23 protein-coding genes, 2 tRNA genes and 1 pseudogene are annotated in these 18,215 nt (G+C 51.2%); 13 read left to right on the forward strand and 13 right to left on the reverse strand.

The genetic code is table 11. The annotated features are described in order from the left end of the window. Positions 1-162 (reverse strand): annotated as a pseudogene (locus E1H13_RS27840) (phage integrase N-terminal SAM-like domain-containing protein); the annotation flags it as partial. Between the two features lie 366 nt (positions 163-528). Between E1H13_RS27840 and E1H13_RS01505 the strand changes: the two are divergent. The 6 genes from E1H13_RS01505 to E1H13_RS01530 all read left to right on the forward strand — a co-directional run bounded on the left by E1H13_RS01505 (position 529) and on the right by E1H13_RS01530 (position 4,251). Continuing rightward, positions 529-1,638 carry a hypothetical protein gene (locus tag E1H13_RS01505; protein WP_169611627.1) on the forward strand — a complete coding sequence of 370 codons (1,110 nt, stop codon included), beginning with the start codon at positions 529-531 and terminating at the stop codon, positions 1,636-1,638. A 345-nt stretch (positions 1,639-1,983) separates the two neighbouring features. Beyond that, positions 1,984-2,514: an SLATT domain-containing protein gene (locus E1H13_RS01510; protein ID WP_169611628.1), complete on the forward strand. Its 531-nt coding sequence runs from the start codon at positions 1,984-1,986 to the stop codon at positions 2,512-2,514. A gap of 325 nt (positions 2,515-2,839) precedes the next feature. Beyond that, the gene (locus tag E1H13_RS01515) at positions 2,840-3,313 is read left to right on the forward strand and encodes a type II toxin-antitoxin system VapC family toxin (RefSeq protein WP_169611629.1); all 474 of its coding nucleotides are present in this window, start codon (positions 2,840-2,842) and stop codon (positions 3,311-3,313) included. 2 nt (positions 3,314-3,315) lie between these two features. Continuing rightward, positions 3,316-3,507, forward strand: coding sequence for a hypothetical protein (locus tag E1H13_RS27845; RefSeq protein WP_169611630.1), 192 nt, complete (start codon positions 3,316-3,318; stop codon positions 3,505-3,507). Positions 3,508-3,680: 173 nt separating this feature from the next. Beyond that, positions 3,681-3,977, forward strand: a complete 297-nt coding sequence (locus E1H13_RS01525) for a BrnT family toxin (protein WP_169611702.1) — start codon at positions 3,681-3,683, stop codon at positions 3,975-3,977. Beyond that, positions 3,967-4,251 carry a hypothetical protein gene (locus tag E1H13_RS01530; RefSeq protein WP_169611631.1) on the forward strand — a complete coding sequence of 95 codons (285 nt, stop codon included), beginning with the start codon at positions 3,967-3,969 and terminating at the stop codon, positions 4,249-4,251. Before E1H13_RS01525 ends, E1H13_RS01530 begins: the two co-directional genes overlap by 11 nt. Before the next feature lie 518 nt (positions 4,252-4,769). On the opposite strand, the gene E1H13_RS01535 is transcribed toward E1H13_RS01530, so the two are convergent. Further along, complete coding sequence (locus E1H13_RS01535) at positions 4,770-5,627, reverse strand: fatty acid desaturase (RefSeq protein WP_169611632.1); 858 nt, start codon at positions 5,625-5,627, stop codon at positions 4,770-4,772. A gap of 251 nt (positions 5,628-5,878) precedes the next feature. Between E1H13_RS01535 and E1H13_RS01540 the strand changes: the two genes are divergently transcribed. The 3 genes from E1H13_RS01540 (at position 5,879) to E1H13_RS01550 (ending at position 8,410) form a co-directional block, all read left to right on the forward strand. Then, positions 5,879-7,102, forward strand: a complete 1,224-nt coding sequence (locus E1H13_RS01540) for a TetR/AcrR family transcriptional regulator (RefSeq protein ID WP_169611633.1) — start codon at positions 5,879-5,881, stop codon at positions 7,100-7,102. Between the two features lie 140 nt (positions 7,103-7,242). After that, positions 7,243-7,701: a hypothetical protein gene (locus tag E1H13_RS01545; RefSeq protein WP_169611634.1), complete on the forward strand. Its 459-nt coding sequence runs from the start codon at positions 7,243-7,245 to the stop codon at positions 7,699-7,701. 139 nt (positions 7,702-7,840) lie between these two features. After that, positions 7,841-8,410 carry an HD domain-containing protein gene (locus tag E1H13_RS01550; RefSeq protein WP_169611635.1) on the forward strand — a complete coding sequence of 190 codons (570 nt, stop codon included), beginning with the start codon at positions 7,841-7,843 and terminating at the stop codon, positions 8,408-8,410. A gap of 70 nt (positions 8,411-8,480) precedes the next feature. On the opposite strand, the gene E1H13_RS01555 is transcribed toward E1H13_RS01550, so the two are convergent. The 3 genes from E1H13_RS01555 to E1H13_RS01565 form a co-directional block, all read right to left on the reverse strand. Beyond that, positions 8,481-8,552: transfer RNA gene (locus E1H13_RS01555), tRNA-Thr, on the reverse strand. A gap of 10 nt (positions 8,553-8,562) precedes the next feature. Continuing rightward, positions 8,563-8,647: transfer RNA gene (locus E1H13_RS01560), tRNA-Tyr, on the reverse strand. Positions 8,648-8,763: 116 nt separating this feature from the next. Then, the gene (locus tag E1H13_RS01565) at positions 8,764-9,162 is read right to left on the reverse strand and encodes a hypothetical protein (RefSeq protein ID WP_169611636.1); all 399 of its coding nucleotides are present in this window, start codon (positions 9,160-9,162) and stop codon (positions 8,764-8,766) included. A gap of 75 nt (positions 9,163-9,237) precedes the next feature. Between E1H13_RS01565 and E1H13_RS01570 the strand changes: the two genes are divergently transcribed. Further along, positions 9,238-9,546 carry a DUF6439 family protein gene (locus tag E1H13_RS01570; protein ID WP_169611637.1) on the forward strand — a complete coding sequence of 103 codons (309 nt, stop codon included), beginning with the start codon at positions 9,238-9,240 and terminating at the stop codon, positions 9,544-9,546. A 77-nt stretch (positions 9,547-9,623) separates the two neighbouring features. Here E1H13_RS01570 and E1H13_RS01575 read toward each other — a convergent pair whose 3' ends face one another. Together E1H13_RS01575 and nblB are read right to left on the reverse strand one after the other, a co-directional pair. Then, the gene (locus tag E1H13_RS01575; RefSeq protein ID WP_169611638.1) at positions 9,624-10,073 is read right to left on the reverse strand and encodes an ATP-binding protein; all 450 of its coding nucleotides are present in this window, start codon (positions 10,071-10,073) and stop codon (positions 9,624-9,626) included. Between the two features lie 255 nt (positions 10,074-10,328). Beyond that, a complete protein-coding gene (nblB, locus tag E1H13_RS01580; protein WP_169611639.1) occupies positions 10,329-10,994 on the reverse strand; it encodes a phycobilisome degradation protein NblB in 666 nt (221 codons plus the stop codon). Between the two features lie 120 nt (positions 10,995-11,114). Between nblB and E1H13_RS01585 the strand changes: the two genes are divergently transcribed. Beyond that, positions 11,115-11,582 carry a GNAT family N-acetyltransferase gene (locus E1H13_RS01585; protein ID WP_169611640.1) on the forward strand — a complete coding sequence of 156 codons (468 nt, stop codon included), beginning with the start codon at positions 11,115-11,117 and terminating at the stop codon, positions 11,580-11,582. Positions 11,583-11,584: 2 nt separating this feature from the next. On the opposite strand, the gene E1H13_RS01590 is transcribed toward E1H13_RS01585, so the two are convergent. Further along, on the reverse strand, positions 11,585-12,049 hold the full coding sequence (locus E1H13_RS01590; RefSeq protein WP_169611641.1) for a CBS domain-containing protein: 465 nt from the start codon (positions 12,047-12,049) through the stop codon (positions 11,585-11,587). 128 nt (positions 12,050-12,177) lie between these two features. Then, complete coding sequence (locus tag E1H13_RS01595; protein WP_169611642.1) at positions 12,178-13,215, reverse strand: M42 family peptidase; 1,038 nt, start codon at positions 13,213-13,215, stop codon at positions 12,178-12,180. Between the two features lie 303 nt (positions 13,216-13,518). Between E1H13_RS01595 and E1H13_RS01600 the strand changes: the two genes are divergently transcribed. Together E1H13_RS01600 and E1H13_RS01605 are read left to right on the forward strand one after the other, a co-directional pair. Then, complete coding sequence (locus E1H13_RS01600; protein ID WP_347404101.1) at positions 13,519-15,024, forward strand: phospholipase D-like domain-containing protein; 1,506 nt, start codon at positions 13,519-13,521, stop codon at positions 15,022-15,024. Positions 15,025-15,110: 86 nt separating this feature from the next. Further along, positions 15,111-15,692 (forward strand): hypothetical protein, encoded by a 582-nt coding sequence (locus E1H13_RS01605; RefSeq protein ID WP_169611643.1) that lies wholly within the window; start codon positions 15,111-15,113, stop codon positions 15,690-15,692. A gap of 614 nt (positions 15,693-16,306) precedes the next feature. Here E1H13_RS01605 and E1H13_RS01610 read toward each other — a convergent pair. The 4 genes from E1H13_RS01610 to E1H13_RS01625 form a co-directional block, all read right to left on the reverse strand. After that, entirely contained in the window at positions 16,307-16,771 is a 465-nt protein-coding gene (locus E1H13_RS01610) for a glutathione peroxidase (protein WP_169611644.1), read from the reverse strand. Positions 16,772-16,901: 130 nt separating this feature from the next. Next, positions 16,902-17,210, reverse strand: coding sequence for a DUF3181 family protein (locus E1H13_RS01615; RefSeq protein WP_169611645.1), 309 nt, complete (start codon positions 17,208-17,210; stop codon positions 16,902-16,904). 2 nt (positions 17,211-17,212) lie between these two features. Then, entirely contained in the window at positions 17,213-17,497 is a 285-nt protein-coding gene (locus E1H13_RS01620) for a 2TM domain-containing protein (protein WP_169611646.1), read from the reverse strand. 55 nt (positions 17,498-17,552) lie between these two features. Beyond that, positions 17,553-18,203 carry a DUF3386 domain-containing protein gene (locus E1H13_RS01625; protein WP_169611647.1) on the reverse strand — a complete coding sequence of 217 codons (651 nt, stop codon included), beginning with the start codon at positions 18,201-18,203 and terminating at the stop codon, positions 17,553-17,555. Between the last annotated feature and the right edge of the window lie 12 nt (positions 18,204-18,215).

The raw sequence follows: 18,215 nt of genomic DNA on the forward strand, positions 1-18,215 counted from the left end.
GATCTCGTCGACTCCCATCTTTCTAGGGTGGCGCTTGTTGTGGAACAGGATGAAATCCCGAATGTAGTAAACATAGGACTTCTCGGTTTTTAGGCTGAAATGCTTAAGGCGAATGGTTTCCCTTACCTGATCAAGCAGACGCGGTGGTTGAGGTGGTGACATAGGTGGATGCTGGATAACCCCGATAAGAGGGGTATTATCCGTCAAAAGTGCTGGCTAATACCCTTAGCTACCATGCTTAACCCTCAAAAGTGCTGGATAACACCCCAAACCCACGGTGTTATCCAGCGATAATGAAATGATGATTAATTCCTTAAAATCTGGGTATTATCCCGCAGATCTGGTGGACAATACCCATTAAAACAGTGGTTATCCACCGGATCTGATGCTTAACATATAGTTAGGCAGCTTACGCGACTGCTGCTTGAATGTTGAATTTTGTCTCTAGCTATTAGAGTTACTCTTGGAAATCTTATACTAATAAGTAGAGCTGCTTACCAAGTTGTTGTTAAGGAGAGAGGTATTATTATGTCTATTCTTAATCCCAGCTTCAATGTCGGCTGTCTTTTAGAGGAATATGGAATCAATAGTCCTCAAGATTACGAGAATCTTAAGGACGTAAATATGAAATCAAGTTTCTGCCGGAGGCTCTTTAAGTTATTGGAGAAAGAATCCGAAATAACTATTCATGAACTAAAGAAGTTTAGAAATTCTTTCCGGGTAAATATACACTATGCTGTTTCTTTGAATGAAAATTGCTGCATAGGAAATTTACCTTGCGCTACTTTTCTTAAGAAAGCATCTTTTTTTGCGTCAAGAGTTATCATATCTTTCCCTTTTCCTGCTCACAGTAAGATTCAGTTTCTAAATCCTTCTATTCAAGTATTTGGCAAGAGAGATATAGAAGCCTTGGAGTTGAGATCTCAAAAATTTGGCTACGAGATATTCTATGGACTTCTAAAATTGATTTGTCAGTGTCGTCTTTTGTTAAAAGAAAATTGCCTCAAAATAATTCCAATTTATTCTGAAAATCAGAAGAAAATAGAAAAGATTCTGGAAGAAGAGTGTGAGCTACTGTCAGCAAACTTTGAGCTAGAAAAGCTAATTTATTGTTTTGAAGAAGTTAATAAAGACGTTTTACTCCAACCACATTTTTCAAAGATCCGAGAGGAAGATATTGTCAAAATCAAGCGCATTGAAAAAGCTATATATGAACAGTTTGAGATATATTTTCATAATCTGATTTATGACTTAGATTCTCCAGACCAATTTGCGCAAGAGAAGATATTTCTAAGGGAGTTAGTGGAAATAAGTAAAGGTGTCCATCAGCTAATGATCAGCTTTGATAACATTCTGGATAAGAGTAGCCGATTGAAAAAAGGGCTTCAAATCTTTTCTGGACTCACAGTCTTAGCTGGTGTTTGTCCCGCTATTTTGCTTAATCAATTCCTTGTAGGTGCTTTAATTGGAACAGCTGGGACTGTTGTTTTTCCAGGGCTAATAGTTAGCATCATACAAGATTGGTTTATTAATAATTACGAGGCGATTCAAGAATATAAGAAGCAGGATGAAGTTTACTTGGCTTGGCGTATGGCTTACCCTGAAACTGATAGGTATTTCAAACCATCTAATTCTTGAACAAATTTTGAGGTGATTATACTTAACCTTTTGAGCTATTTGCCTAACAATTCGCTTGGAGCGGACTTTCGGCGAATCTTGGTCATGGCAGAAGTTATCTTCAGCCGCTCAAGCGAGCCGTTAGGTTCACTCAAAGCCATGTTCTGAACTGTAACTTGATGATCAAGAGGTTCAATAACCAGTGCATGAAAGGAAGCTGGCAAAGGCTGATATGGAGAAGACTGGTCCAATGATGGTTTGTCGGCTAGTCTTGCAGAACCTTTCTAAGCTCTCCGAAGCACCATTTTTATGACAGACGGAACCCAGACCCATTTCGCGACAAGTTAGGTTATCAGAGGATCTAGCATGACTGGCCAGGCACATTCCCACGCTGATCTCAACTCCGGCTCTGAGTTCTCCTCGTCTGAATGCATGAAAAAAGTCGAGCTCTTGCAGGGTTACTTAGAAAGTTCGATCAAGGATGTTGGCAGAAAGCGGAAGATAAATCAGCAGCGAGCCACTTCGATCAAGGTCTTGATTCTCTGTCTTTCAGGCGGAGCTACCGTACTGCTCGGGCTCGACATAGGCATGCATGCTCAACTGCCCCTTAAAAATCTTGCTTTTGCCTTCACAGCTATCGTTACTGTACTGAATGCTCTTGAACCATTCTTTAACTATCGTGCTCTGTGGGTTGAACATGAGCGAGCAAATGCTTCGCTCTATCAGTTAAAAGACCGACTTAACTTCTACGTTACAGGAAAAGAAAAAACAGGCTTAGATATCAGCGAACTAGAAGAATTCTATGCTCAGTACGAGCAGATATGGGAGATGCTAAATCAAGCGTGGATTGCTCAACGTCAACGATACCACGAGATTAGCTCTCAGCCGAATGAATAGAAAATAAACCTTGCCAAGGTTAGAGCGATCGCAGATCGCCTGTAGGTTGGGTTGACGAAGGAAATCCAAAAAGCTCGAAAGGGTTTTGCTCCTGAACCATCGTGTCTTAAAGGGTAATATCTTCATCAACTCCCTAATCATTTTGGCTGAATGATTGCGTTGTTTTTCTAGATGTTGGGTTTAGCTAGCTCAACCTAACCTGCTGACTAGCAAGAATTAAGAACTGAGTTTTAGTTCTCTATACTGAACTGAGTCTAGCCCAATTTCTGAGGCAGACAAGCAGCGGTGTGGGCTAAAATAGGGAAAGTCGCTGCCCACTTCCTACATGAGTGAAGCTGTCTACATTGAAACGAGTATCTTAGGATACCTCACTGCTCGACCCAGCAGAGACCTGGTTGTGGCTGCCAATATTGAGATCACCAGAGAGTGGTGGGATACACGTCGCAGTAAATTTCAGCTTTATACATCTCAAGCAGTCGTAAAGGAAACTTCCCAATGCGACGCTCAAATTGCAACCCAGCGGCTCGAAGTTATTCGTGATTTTGATTTGCTCGAACTGAATCAATCTGTCCTTGACCTGGCGGAGCAATTCCTAGAGCGTAGTAGTCTTCCTGCGAAAGCCGATGTTGACGCGGTTCATATCGCCGCCGCAACGATTCATGGAATGGATTATCTGCTCACATGGAACTGCAAGCATATCGCTAATGCCCAAATTCAGAAGAAATTGGCAGAGATCAGTTTCGATTCCGGGTATGAGTTGCCGATTCTTTGTACACCCTATGAACTGCTTGGAGATTAACTATGTATCAAGATGTAATTGTGGAAGAAATTCACAGAATCCGTGAAGAGTATTCACGGTCGTTCGACCATAACTTGAAAGCACTTTTCGCTGATCTGCAAAAGCAACAAGCTGAGAGTGGCAGAAAAGTTGTGAATTTGTCGCGGAAGCACGGTCTAACAACTCCAACGCAGCAGACGGACGAAAGTCGCTGATGCTGAGTTCGAGGTTATCTGCCGTCGCTGGTTGGGAACGTTGGGCCGCTTAAGGTAATCTGTTAGACGGTTATCCGAGCATATCGACTGAGTACCAGGGGTTGAATCGAATCAAGGCATTTAACGTCAGCATGTATTGACGATGTAAATACATGCTGCTTACAATATGGGGTATGGATGTATATTTCGTGCTCAATGGCGTTACCTTCGTTTGGAATGACGAGAAGGCCAGGGTTAATCCCCTAAACCACGATGGAGTTACTTTCCAGCAAGCTGCAGAGGCTTTCTTTGATCCATTCCTTTCGGTGATTGATGCAAGTCGCAATGAGGAAGCCCGCGATGCTGTCATTGGTTTAGACAGACGCTGGAATCTTTTATACGTCGTCTATATAGAGCGTGAAAACGACACCATTAGGATTATTTCGGCTCGTAAAGCGACACGCAAGGAACGTGAGTACTATGAAGGTTGATGCTTTGAAACAAAGATTGAATAGGGATCGACCCATGACAACGATCACTATTCGGATGCCAGAAGATGTAATTGAGGATCTGAAGCGTCTAGCCCCAATATTGGGTTTTTCCGGGTATCAACCCTTGGCACGTGCTTATATTGGTCAAGGGTTGCGTAGTGACCTTGAGCGATTAGAGGGAGATACCGTCTCTGCGTTGATTGCCAGTTTGAAGCGTCATGGTGTGAGTGATGAAGTACTTCAGGAGGCATTGGGTGAGGCTACTCAGCGCTAGCTTTAAGTCTACGCTACAGCCAGCAGCCCAACACTGCGTTGGTGCGGACGGTACAGAGGTTATCGGTGGGAGTTCAAGCCTGTCTGCCGCCGCACAACTTCACCGTTATGTCGCCGCCACCCCCCTCAATGGCATCATGGCTTTATACGATTGAATCAACTGTGACAGATGGCGAAACTCTACTACTGCGGTATGGCAGAGCAAAATGGTAAACCCAGGATTGGACGAAGCGCCCGATTGTTAGGAGTCAGACCCGGTGTTGACATCGATATCGAGAACGACTTGTTGCTAGCAAGCTAATCTAGAGCGATCGCTCTCGGCCTTCTATGGCATTTCTATCCGTCGCTGCCGCTGGCTTCCTACCCCCCAATGCCACAGCGCCCCGTGTGGACCTACACACGGGGCGCTGACTCAAAGCGGGATAACCCTGTCACTGGTGGCAAAGGTGACTAATGTTTGTGCCAGCCGATACTAGCCAGCGATCGCGCTTAAACCCGAAATTGACATGGCCTAGCGGTTTACCGCAGTTGGGCTAGGGCATCTGCTGGGGGGCGCACCACACGCTTAGCCAAACCGACCACTTCCAGAGTCCGAATCGCCCACCAGGTAACATCAACTTCCCACCAGCGCCAGCCCGCTGGGGCCACATTGGGAAACGCATGGTGATTATTGTGCCAACCTTCGCCGTAGGTCAGTAGGGCTGTCCACCACAGATTACGAGAGCCGTCATCCACATTAAAGCGACGCTTGCCCCACATGTGGGTAGCCGAGTTAATCAGCCAGGTGGAGTGCCACAGGGTGACAATCCGCAAAACACTGCCATAAATCACAAAAGACCAACCACCCAGGGCAAATAAACCGATCGCCACTGGAATTTGTAGCAGCAGAAAATACTTATCCAACCACAAATAATAGGGATCACGGGCGATATCAGGGGCAAAGCTGCGATAGATCTGACGGTCAAAAACCGACGGCTCAGGATAAAGCATCCACAGTATGTGGCTCCACCAAAACCCACGGCTGGCGGCGTAGGGATCTTTTTCCGCATCTTCAGTGTAGAGATGATGTTGACGATGTCCTGCTACCCAAAAAATAGGTCCACCTTGTAGCGCCATTGCCCCCACCGTGGCCAGCACGTACTCTAGCCACTTCGGTACCTGTAAACTGCGATGGGTCAGCAACCGATGGTAGCCCAGACAAATGCCGATGCTACCAAAAAGCCAATGCAGCAATACCATTACCCCCAAAGCCGACCAAGAGAAAAACCAGGGTGCCAATAGGGCGATGCCGTGCATTAGGCCAAAAAAGCCTAAGACACTCCAGTGCAGCTTGGCAGCTGTCGGCTGGGTGGGTGGCCGCGTCATTACTTGAGTCATAGAAAATCCTTATCCGTAAGTGCTTACCAAGGTCGTTTGATCAATGACGTAACGACCTCCAGGTAGCTACGCCTTGGCTGGCCCTGTAAGATTGCCTGCGCCCGGTGTAGCATGCAAGTGTTGCTTGCAAATACAGACTAACAATTTCTTTGGTAATATGCAAGTGTCACTTACTTTTATGCCAAGTCCAACTCGGCATCGATCGTGTCCGCTGGCAACACCTACCCTCTGGACTTGGATTCAATTGATCTATGGCAGTCAAACGCAAATCGGCGCGACAGCGCCTTATTAATGCAGCATTCCAGCTATTTTCCAGTCAAGGGGTAGCCGCCACCACCACTCGCCAAGTGGCCGACTTGGCTGGGGTAAATGAGGTGACGCTGTTTCGTCAGTTTGGCAGCAAGCACGGCTTGCTTTCTGCTGTGATGGAAGAGGCTGAGGTTCTGTCTAGATTAGATAGCTGTTTCGATCGCGAGACAGTCCAACAAATGACGCCGGATCAGGCGTTAAGAAACTATTTTGTACAATCCTTAGACACCCTAGACCAGTTAGCCGAGTTAGTCTGTTCGGTGGTGGGGGAAGCCGGGCAGTTTTCGACCACGAACCAGCAGGCTGTGGGACGAGGCTTACAAAGCGTCAAGGGGTTTACTAATGACTATTTTTCCCTGATTTTGGCTGATAGTGAATCCTCCAGCCCCCTAGCCACCGATCAAGTGGCTGGCCTGGTGACCGCACTGCTGGTGAGTTATGCCGTCATTGATGGTACGACGCCATACCACGCTCTCTGGCCCAACCGCGAGACCTTGATCGAGTGGCTGGTGCAGTGGCTCCTGTGTCTGCGATCGCGCCCACCCACCGGCCCCTACCTCAGCTTGGCCCCAGTCACACCAATGGCCAGTACCACCGCCGATCTACCAGCCCCTGTGGTCCATCGCATTTTGCAGACAGCCCGCAAAGCTGGGGCGCAAAGTTATGCCATTGTCTATGTTCTCTTCGGGGCAGGGTTAACCCCAGAGGAAATTGCCCAATTGCAGAGGGTCAATGCCGTCTATGATCAGCGGCAGCACATTCTGCAAGTGGGCCATCAGCCCCGTCAGGTACCCGTCAATCAGTGGATTATGGGCCATCGCTACGGCACTTACACTAAAAATCCCCTGACCCGCTGGCTCAAAAGTCGTAACGACGAGGCTGCGGCTATGTTTATCGGCAGTGCTGGTCAACCGATGACAACCCCCTTGGTGCGACAGTTGTGGACAGACCTAACCACTGACATTGTTGCCCCCACTGGACAGCCTCCCGCGATCGAACAGGCCCGGGCTACCTGGTGTATCGAAATGCTGCTTAAAGGACTGACCCCCCAAGGGCTGAGCTTACTGACTGGGTTGGCGGAAGATCAACTGATCCCATTGGTACAAAAAGCCCAAGAGCGAGCAGCCCTAGAAGAAGCGTTGCGGCTTGACCGTCAGCCTGATTAAGACTGGGTTAGCACGTAGCGAAGGATATGACTTAGATAAGCCCGATCACCTCAGCTTCAGTACTGCCCTATACAGCGTTCGCTGAAGGGCCGACCAGTAAGATAAAAGAAATGCGCCGCAACGGTACCGAGGCTAATGCCATGACCCCCCTATTTAAAAAGTTAAATTTCAAAGGGCAAACAGACCTGCTAGTGGTGAATGCTCCAACCAGTTTTGAGCCTGAGCTTGCAGCCTTAGCCGGAGTAACGATTCACCGCCATGTAGACAGCTTAGCGAGCATTGAATTTTCCTTAGCCTTTGTCATGCAGCAACAAGAGGTTGACCATCTAGCGGCCATCATTGGTCCCAAAGTGGAGGGGGATGGCCTCGTCTGGTTTGCATATCCTAAGCGCAGCTCAAAGAACTACACCAGTAGTATTAACCGCGATACCGGCTGGGCGGCCTTGGGGCGACTGGGCTTTGAACCCGTGCGGCAGGTGGCCATAGATGCAGATTGGTCAGCCCTACGATGTCGCCGGGTAGAGTTCATTAAAACGATGACTCGTGACGCTAAACGGTCCATTTCTGCCGCCAGTCAGGTCAAGACGACTCAGCCATAACCACCAGGACACTGACCATCTCTAAATCGTAACCAGGTCCAGCCGTAACAGTTCGCCTGGGAAAGCTACAGCTACAGATCCCGAGCTGGGCTTGGTATAAACCCGTAATTCTTAGACACCACTCTTTCTTCCTGTAACCATGATTTTAGCGTCAACCACCTCTGATACAGCCGTTCTGCTGGAGACGCTGCACTTTGCGGCCGTAAAACACCAAAACCAACGGCGCAAAAACAAAGAGGCCACCCCCTATATTAATCATCCCATCGCCGTAGCTAGACTATTGGTCGGCGAGGGGCAGGTCACTGACTTGGTCACCTTACAAGCGGCCATTCTGCACGACACCCTAGAAGATACCAACACTACGGCCACAGAACTGGACGAGCATTTCGGTGCTGCGGTGCGACAGGTGGTCGAGGAAGTCACCGACGATAAGCGTCTGCCCAAAGAAGAGCGCAAGCGATTGCAAATTGAGCATGCGCCGCACTTATCTAGCCGGGCGAAACAAATCAAAATCGCTGACAAAATTAGCAATGTGCAAGACATGATTGCGTCGCCCCCAGTGGGTTGGCCCTTGGAGCGGCGGCTAGCCTACCTGGACTGGTCCGAGCAAGTCATTGCCGGTTGCCGGGGTTGCAGTCCCTCCCTAGAAGCCCTGTACGATCAGATCATGGAGCAGGGACGGCAAAAGTTAGCCGCCAATCCTACCTAACCCGAAACTAGGATAACGCTGTCCCCTGATCGGGAGGGGTGGATCAAAACGCATACATCAGTAGTATCAAAGCCCTTAACGAGACTTGAACTCGTGACCTCTCCCTTACCAAGGGAGTGCTCTACCGCTGAGCTATAAGGGCCTATTTAACGTGGTGGGCCGGGCTGGATTCGAACCAGCGTAGGCGTAGCCAGCGGATTTACAGTCCGCCCCCATTAACCACTCGGGCACCGACCCGCCCTATCCACGATTTATAATCCTAGCATGGATGGTGAAGGATTAAAGGTCGCCAATGAAAATCACCCGAATTATTTTACTGAGAGTGAAATTTGGGGATCAGCCCCCGGTCAAACCTAGCCCCGGTAGATCAACCAGGCCAACCCCCAACCAATCAGTACCCCTATCCCACCAAATCGCGCGGCTTGCCAAAAGGGCTCTCGCAGGTGCTGCCAAGACAGGACTCGACTGGCCAGGTCGAGTTCAAAGTCAGTGACCTCGGCTTGAAGTTGGGCCACTTCTATCTGGACCATCTGGTGGTCTGAGTTGGACCCAGCGTCTTGGACCTGCTGAAGTTGAACCAGGTTGCCCACGCCCGTCCGCAGTCGTTTCAGGCGTTCTTCTAGATGGCTCAATTGCTGTAATAACTCTGGCAAAGACGATGATGGGACATTAGCCCCCTGACCGTCTGATCCTGGGCCAAGGGAACCTTGTTGAGAGGAGCGCCGAACTTGGCGATCGCGGGGCTTAATCATGCACAATACAGAAAGAAACAGAACGAACAGCGTAACTCTGCTGTTCTTAGTTAACCCCAATTGGCGCTTGAAACCATGCCACCTGCACCAGATTTTTCGCGACCTGCTACCTCAGATCAGCTCCTGAGCGAGTTATCTACCCTTGAATTGGCTCAGGCCCTGGCTGAACGCCTAGCCATACAACCCTTAGACTGGCATCGGTTAAACCGCGATCGCAAGATCCGAGCTGGCGAGCAACTGGCTGCCGCCTTGGTTTACCTACTCCGCCAACAACCCGACGAAGCCCTACCCCGAGCCGAGCAAGCGGTAGGCTGGCTAAACCAGACACTGACCCCTCCCCCCTGCCCCACCCATGGCGAGCGAGCTCAAAAAGCAGCCCATTAAAGCTGAGAATCACCTGAGCGATATATTCGGCATGTCCTTTTTGACTGCCTCGGCTAGCCCTGATGGGCTAAGCTCTCCTATCGAATCAGCGGCAGGCGCTTGGGTACTTTCAACGCTTTTCCCAAGTGCAGCTCCCGGCCCCCTTGATTCCAAATCACCTGATCAAACACCTGATACAGGATGTAGAGCCCCCGACCACAGTCCTCGGCATGAAAAATGCATTCCCCAGGGAAGGTATCGTCACAGCTACAGGGATAATTAAACCCATGCCCTTGGTCGGCAATCACCCACCAAAGAAAAGTACCGGAAACAGCATACTTAACAGAAACCTGCTTCGTGGGATCTAGACGATTGCCATGTTTAGCGGCATTGACCAAAGCCTCCTGTAACCCCAAGCGAAGCTCAGCATGCCAGGACTGAGGCACCTCCGCCAAGAGTAAATCTAGAACGGGGTGGAGGTATAAAGTCGAAACAAAGCTCAACGTGCTCCATTTCTGTCGGCTAACTGGCGGAGAAACTGCAACCACTCAACAATCTCCAGAGCCTCTAAGGACGCTATATAGCATCTGAGCAAGTTTCTCAAAGCTGCACTCTGAGTCAGTTACTGCATCAGTTATTTTGGATACCGTAACCTTAAGCTTCAGCCCTAGAGGTATTCACTCTGGGCTGTAACAGCTTGAGTCAAGCTAGCTCGAATGCCGAAAATTCAAATGATTAGAAACTAACAGGCAATTTATTATTTAAGTCTACTTTTTCACTATAGCAAACTTCGTTATGTATGCTTATGTCATTGCCTGGTGCTGCTGAGCGGCTTCAGCCACAATGGGGGACTCGTCTTGGGCGAGTTGCTGTAGGGCGGCTTTGGCTTCAGGCTGGGAAAATCGAGATAGCGCCTGCACCAGACGATGGCGCACTTGCCAATCGGGATGAGTGGTAAAGGGCAGTAGCACGGGCAAAGCACGATCGTCTTGCAATTCTCCTAACGCCCCAATCGCAGCGGTGGCAATCAACTCGTTGTCAGAGGTGACGGCCCCTTGCAGCAGGGTAAAGGCTTCAGGTTCGCCGAGTTCGCCTAAGGCCGCCACAATGCTGAATTTTACCAACCACTCGTCGGTGCTGTGGTACAAAGACATGAGTTCACCATAGATGCTTTTCAGCTGTAAGCCACCAATGGTATCGGCTGCGGCTGCCTGGACATCAGGTTCTGGATCCCCGGTGAGGGCTCGACGCAGCAACGCTTCTGCGGTGACTAAATCTTGGTGGCCCAGGCTGGCCAACTGGCTAACAGCAGCGTAACGAACCCGGGCGTTGCCGTCATTGGCCGCTAGCTGGACCAGTTCAAAGGCTGCGGCAGGGTCCAGTTCCCGCATTTGATTCACAGCTCGCAGCCGATCCCCATAGTCTTCGGAATGGAGCAGTTCTCTGACAGAATCTGGGGTAATAGCCATAGCGTAGTCTTCGGCACACATCTGCTCTTTCTACTATCGGCTATTTCGGGGATCAGCGATAGCCCCCTGGGGCGGTTCTCCTGTGGCAAGCTTGGCCTTTAGTCCAACCATCCAATCATCATGCATCTCTCCTCACTGCCGCCCAATTACCATCTGAGACCAGCCCAAACCCACGATCGGTGGCCGATTCGATGGTTGGTGCTGCGGGCCATGCTGGACCCTACCCAACTGCGTTGGCAACAATTTTGGCTCATTGAATGCGATCGCCACATTGTGGCTTGTGGGCAGTTACGCACCTTTGCCGACAGCCAAGAATTGGGGAGTTTGGTAGTGCGCCCTGGTTGGCGGCGACAGGGATTGGGGACAACGTTAACCCAACACCTGATCCAGCAGGCCACTCAACCGCTGTATCTGGAATGTTTGGGGACTGGTCTAGCCCAGTTTTATCGGCGGGTGGGGTTTGTCCCCATTGGTGACAAAGAATTACCCCAAGGCTTGCGGCGGAAGTTTGGGCTGTCTGGGGCGATCGCCCGTCGCTTGCACCTACCCCTCTACCAAATGTACTGGCCAACATCTGGGCCAGACTAGTGCTAATCAGTGCTTCGGGCCATTTCCCGCACAATATCGCCCCGGGTTAGCATCCCGACCACTTGCTTTTGGTCATTCACCACCGGTAGGCGACGAATTTTCTTGTCATGCATCAGGTGGGCCGCATCTCGTAGGGACTTGTCAGGGGTAATCGTAATCACTTTATCCGTCATCACATCTTTGACTAACTGCCCCAGGGCTTTGTGTAGCTCCTGGTTGTATTGGTTCGGATTCTTTAGATAGATGACGCTATCTAGCAGCATGATGTAAGCGGGCACATCAACGCCAGTGGTTTGCCACATCAAGTCAGATTCCGACAAAATACCCACCAAGTTATTGGCGTCGTCAATTACGGGAAGGCCACCGATGTGGTTGTCTGCCAGCAACTGAATGGCATCTTTCAGAATGGTTGTGGGGGTCACCGAAATCGGGTCGGTGGTCATCACGTCAGCAACGGTTTTAGCCATAGGTAGGGGTGAAAGTTGAGGGATGGTCTTGAGTATAGCTATCACCATGGGTGTGGGTGGTGACTTATGGACTAAGCCAGCAGCTATAGCTTCATTCTAGAAAAGGTTTTCACCCAACCGATCCCCTGTCACAGGTCGTTACAGTAATGTTCTAAAATGTCGGCGCAATGGGCGATCGCCCCCAGATGGGCAATCTCATAGCCATGGGTGTTGTGGGTCGGGAAGCTGAGACAGGCGGCTCGGGCCACATGGCCAAATTTCATCGCGATCGAGGCATCGCTACCAAAACCGCTGATGGTCGCCAGTTGAATTGGCAGGTTGTGCTGGGTGGCGGCACGGCGTAGCTCCCAGTTCAGCCCTTCATCGTAGAGGCCATAGCCGTCCTGGGACAGCAACACTGGAGCATCCCCCGCCTGGATCGGGTATTCAGCGGCGAGGGGGCAAATTTCCAGAGCAATTAGGGCATCTAGGCGCTGCCTTTGGGTGAAATATAGCGCCCCCAGGGCCCCCACCTCTTCTTTGGCTGAAGCCACTAAATATACGGTGACGGGTGGAGTGGTCAGGCGCTCTGCCAGGGTCAGCAAAATGGCCAGGGACGCTTTGTTATCAAGGGTGTAGCTGGCGATGTAGTCCCCCAGGGCAAAAGGCTGCTTGCGGTGCTTCCCTACCACCACCCGGGTGCCAGGGCGAATCCCGGCTGCCGCTAGTTCTTGGGGCGATCGCTTGGTTTCAATCCAGGCGGTTTCCCAGCGGATGGGCTTAGTCTCCTGCTGGGCTTTTTGGGGCGACTCATGGGACACATGGCGGGAACCAAAGCTCAAAATGCCGCTGATGGTGTGATAGTCGCCGATTAAGTCCACTACCCCTTCCCCATACACCCAGGGGTAAGCGCCCCCTAAGTTACGCACCGCCACTCGCCCATCGGTATAAATCGTTTTGACGATCATGCCAATTTCGTCTTTGTGGCCCGTGATCGCGATCGCGCGGCTCTCATCCTGCCCCGGAATTTTGGCAATAATATTATCCGCCTCATCCTGCCAGTGTTCGACCCCCAGGTCAGTCAAGAGCTCGATGAGTCGGTGGTTAATTTCCGTCTCGGCCCCACTGGGGGAGTGGCAGAGGACTAGGTCTGCGATGCATTGGAACAGGAGAGTGTGGTGGGGCATGAGGATTGGGGGGAGATGGGGAAGGTGGGGAGGTGGGGAGAGAATTTTGAATTTTGAATTTTGAGTTTTGAACTTTGAACTTTGCTGCCACTGAGTGTGGGCAAGGCCCTACGCACCAGCTAAGTTCTTCCCTTTGCTACGCACGGGCTACGCCCTACGTTTTTCGTTCTTCGTTTTTCGTTCTTATTTTGAGGAGGCCAAAGAGATGGAGAGAATTAGATCTATCTACGGCATTGTGCGGAGGGGCTGTTAGAGGCCAGGTGGCCTTGGGTTGACTAGGGCAGACGAGTCTTCCATTATGCTGTGCATCAATCCCATTCTTCCCACCCTCAACCGCTACGGTCTCCATCCACTCGCATCACCATCTATCGGTCCAAGCCCGCTTGGCGGCGCTGGCCCTGGTGGAAGTGGGCTATTGGATTTGGGGTGGGATTGCTGCTGGTTTTGGGGATCAGCCGCCAGTTTCAGGGCCAGGCTTCCCTAGAAACCCTGGATCCACTACCCCAGGATCCTTACATTCAGGTGTATTTCAACCAAAATCAAGCCGCCTTCTACACCGATCCCTATCGCCAGATCACGCGCCACGGCGATGATTTAGAGCAGGTGCTCGTGGATGCGATCGCCGCCGCCAACACCTCCATTGATGTCGCTGTGCACGAGTTTTCCCTACCGGGGGTAGCCCTGGCCCTGGCCCAACGGCAGCGAGACGGTGTCCCAGTCAGAGTGGTGATTGAAGACACCTACAACACCTCCATGGCAGACCGCAATCGCGGTACCATCGCCCAAATGGAGGACAGGGCCAGAACGAAAGCATCCGATCAGTTTCAGCTGATCGACACCAACCAGGATGGGGTGCTCAGCGACGACGAATTAGCTGCCCGAGACGCCTTAACCATTTTGGCCCAGGCCCACATTCCATTAATTGACGATACCGCCGACGGCAGCAAAGGCAGCGGCCTGATGCACCACAAATTCATGGTGATTGATGGCCGTACCGTCGTCACTGGATCCGCTAATTGGACCATGAGCTGTGTCCACGGGGACTATGCTAACCCCGATAGCCGAGGCAATGCCAACAGCCTGGTGGTGATCGATAGCCGAGAACTGGCCCAACACTTTCAAGCAGAGTTTAACTACATGTGGGGGGATGGTCCTGGGGGGGCGGCTGACAGTCTATTTGGCCTGCAAAAACCCCATCGCCCGTCCAGCCTGGTCTCAACCCCAGGTTCAGTGCTGGAGGTACAGTTTTCCCCCACCTCTAGAACCATCCCCTGGGCCGAGAGTGTCAATGGCCTGATTGCCAAAACCCTGGGCCAGGCCAGTCGCACCATTCATCTGGCGTTGTTTGTCTTTTCGGAACAGGCCATTAGCGACCAACTTTGGCCCCTAGCCCAACGGGGGGTACAAATTAAAACCCTGATTGACCCTGGTTTTGCCTACCGCAGTTACAGCGAAGGATTGGACATGCTAGGCATGGCCCTGCCTGACCACCGCTGCCAGTGGGATGCCAATAACCGGCCTTGGCCAATTCCGATTACCAGCGTTGGTGTCCCCAGCCTTAACGACGGAGACAAACTCCACCATAAATTTGCCGTTATGGATCAAAACACGGTACTGATTGGCTCCCAAAATTGGAGTCAGGCCGCTAATACCGTTAACGATGAGAACCTACTGATGATTCGCAATCCCACCGTGGCCGCTCACTTTGAACGGGAGTTTCAGCGACTCTACGACGATGCTCAACTGGGCCTCACGCCCCAACTTCAGCGCACCAAGGCCCGACTTAGAGAAACCTGTGGGGCATTCTAAGCCCCAATTTATCCAGAGGACTTTCCAGAGGACAGAGACGTAAGGGATACTAGAGGTATATCCTGTGGATTGTCCGGAGGACAGCCATGAGTCGCGGCGAAATCGATAAATTTCCGGTCAGCCAGTTGCCCAGTCGCTACGATCTGGCCCGTAGTGCGGTGTATAAGCGGATGGACCAGTTGGGCATTGTGCCTGAGCGGGTGGGTAATCGCGCGTTCCTCAATGTCGCCCAGGTGAAACTCATGGACGATTTGCACGCCTTTATTAATCACCAGGGGGGTAGTGCCGCTGAATTTATCGAGGCTAGGGGCCTACGGCAGCCTCGGACCAGCCCTGGTAACGCTGGAGGATCTGCAGCCAACGGATCTACATTAGCTCCGACCCCAGGGGACTTTGGCAGTCTCATTAGTGCCATCGTCTCGGAAGTGGTGAGCCGTCTGGGTGGTGCCCCAGCCCCTGATCCAATGCACTATTTCGATCGCTTAGAGGCCGCTGCCCGCAATGGCTGGATGCCTAGTACCAGCGAACTGGCAGAACTCTTAGACCTTTCCCCTCGGGACATTGAACGCTTGGGAGATAGCTTTTTTGAGGCTGGATTTATCTTTACTCGAGCTGGCTACCGCAAAAATGGGGAAGTGGCTTGGCGAGTCACCAAGCGATCGCGGTAGACCTGTCCCAATCCAGCAGCAGATGATAAGGGCTGGTAACAGGTTAAAATAAAAAGACCAGCGGGTTCAGCGCTGGTCTGATCTTCAACGACGTTGATGTTAGCTGTTGTTGTTGTTTCCTTTGGTGATGTTGGTGTTAGCACTGGCATCACCTCTTTGTATTTAAAAAGAGGGATGGACTGTCAACCGCTCTAGCCTTGAGTTTGCTAGGGGAAGCTGCACCCACCAGTGGAGGCGATATCTTCCTGAGCCCTTCAGTCTTGCCCCTATCCTAGCATGTCCTGAGGACAATCCTCAGGACAAAGTCATGTTTATCAGGAAAGTCCTCAGGACAATCCTCAGGACTGAAGTAGGATAAGTGCTTTGCAAAAGCCTTTTAATCTTCAGAGAGGTTGCTTCAACACATTAGGACCTTTCATCCCCTCCCACGGAGGGGTGCCCGGAGGGCGGGGTGGGTTCCTTCGGGCTTGCTTGACCCACCCCTACCCACTTCGACACGCTCAGCGCAGGCCTCCAAAGGAGGGGATTTCGGACATTGATGCCACCAAATCTCTACATCTGGAAGCCCTAAATTCAAGACTTAACAGACCACTAGCCAGGTGAGCACCAGCAACTTAGCCCAAAGCTTTTTCAATGGCGGCTTTAAGGCTGGGATCATCAGGGGCAGTTTGGGGTTCAAACCGGGCCACCACCTGGCCATCGCGCCCGACTAAAAATTTGCCAAAGTTCCAGCCAATGTCAGGACCATCGCCCACCAAAAACTGATACAAGGGGCTGCGGTTGGCACCATTTACGTCCTGCTTTTCCAGCAGGGTAAAGTCAACATCGTACTTAGTTTTAGTGAATTCTTTGATTTCATCAGGGCTACCGGGCTCTTGCTGACCAAACTGGTTACAAGGTACCCCAATGATCACCAGGCCGCGATCGCTGTAGGCCTTGTTTAACTCAACCAACCCATTGTATTGGGGGGTGAGACCACATTTGCTGGCCACATTGACAAAGAGTACCACCTTGCCGTCCAGAGTCTCAGGGGAGAGGGCATTACCGTCTAGGGTGGTTAACGTACTGGGAAGAGTCATAGCGTATAAAAACGTTACACAACGTCTTTATTATGGGCCATAGATGAAAGCTACAGGGGCAGCGGCCATAGAAATCCTGTGACGGACACCATCACTGGTGCCACTGGCTGGCGCACCATCACCATTAGTGTTAAAGGTCTCGCTGATACTCTTCCAGGGCTTGCAACAGATCAGCCTGGCTCCCTGTCGGCATCAGATCGCGCAGGTTAACTTGGGTGCGGCCACCCCCCAGGGGGACAGGCGTGCTCTGTAATATCTCAGCCAGCGAGTCTTCTGACAATTTGTTATCAGTCAGCAGTGGATAAAGTTTCTCAGCCAGGACAGTATGCAACTTGGCATCCCCCAGGTAGAGATGCCATTTCGCCACGTCCAAATACGCCTTATCCCCAATGGCGGCGGCCAGTTGTTCGATCTCCCTAGCGGTACTCGCATTGGCCATGATTATGAATCTCCTTGATCGACAGGGTCAGCCAGGGGTGACAGGGGGGAGGGGGAGTAATCTGCGATCGCAAAGATATAAACACCGTGGGCCATCAGCCCTGTCGCCCAAATCCCCGTCACCCATTGCACCCAAGTCACCCAAGCCGGATTCAGCGTGTGCAAAAACCAGAGCCCCGAGTTAACGGCCAGACAAGCCGCCACATGGACGGCGAAGTTCATCCTATCTTCCAGACGGCGATAGGCGGGATCTTGGCGAGTGGGTTGGCGGGGCCAGCGAGGCGGCATAGGGTACAGTCAACGCTACCCCTCTATTCTAAGGGGCAGCGGTCCTTGAAATCGTCTATGCTGCATCTAGCAGGGCAATGTTGGAAAAGATGAACTCCTGGAGGTCTTTGCCATCATCGGTCCTGGTTTCAATGGAGCGACGAGACAAAATGTGATAGTCGCCGACCTTTTCATACTCATCCTCAAAGGTGCTAAAGCCCCCCTTTTGCTCACCGGTTTTAGGATCGTGATAGACCGAATCGTACCGGTGGGATAAGTAGCCCTCACCAGTGTTGTGACTGCTATGGGTGTGAATGGTCACCACCACCCCATGAATGTGACGATGCACCATAGACACTTCGTTATGGTGCACCTGGTATTTGTCCCCTGTGGCCTTACCCCCCATTAAAATCTCGACCGCGCCATCGGACAGGGTTTCGCCGTAGGTAAAGGTATTGTTGCCATGGGTATCCTCAAATTTGCGCCGTACCCGGTGAATGGACACCTCAAACAACTGCCCATGAATCGCCTTTTGGGCCGCATCGTCATCAATGCCGTTGATTTCAGGCTTCAGATCAGCGCTGACTTTGATCTGGCCTGTATACGTGGTGCCATTATGATTAAACGTGACATCAGCGCTATAGCCAGGGAAATGTTGATCCCAGGTATAGCGGTTTTCGTAAGCCGCACGAAAGAAATCCCGGGCGGAAAGCTGGGTGCCAACCATTGACAAAGTCTC

Source organism: Nodosilinea sp. P-1105 (assembly GCF_012911975.1).
Classification (GTDB): Bacteria; Cyanobacteriota; Cyanobacteriia; order Phormidesmidales; family Phormidesmidaceae; genus Nodosilinea.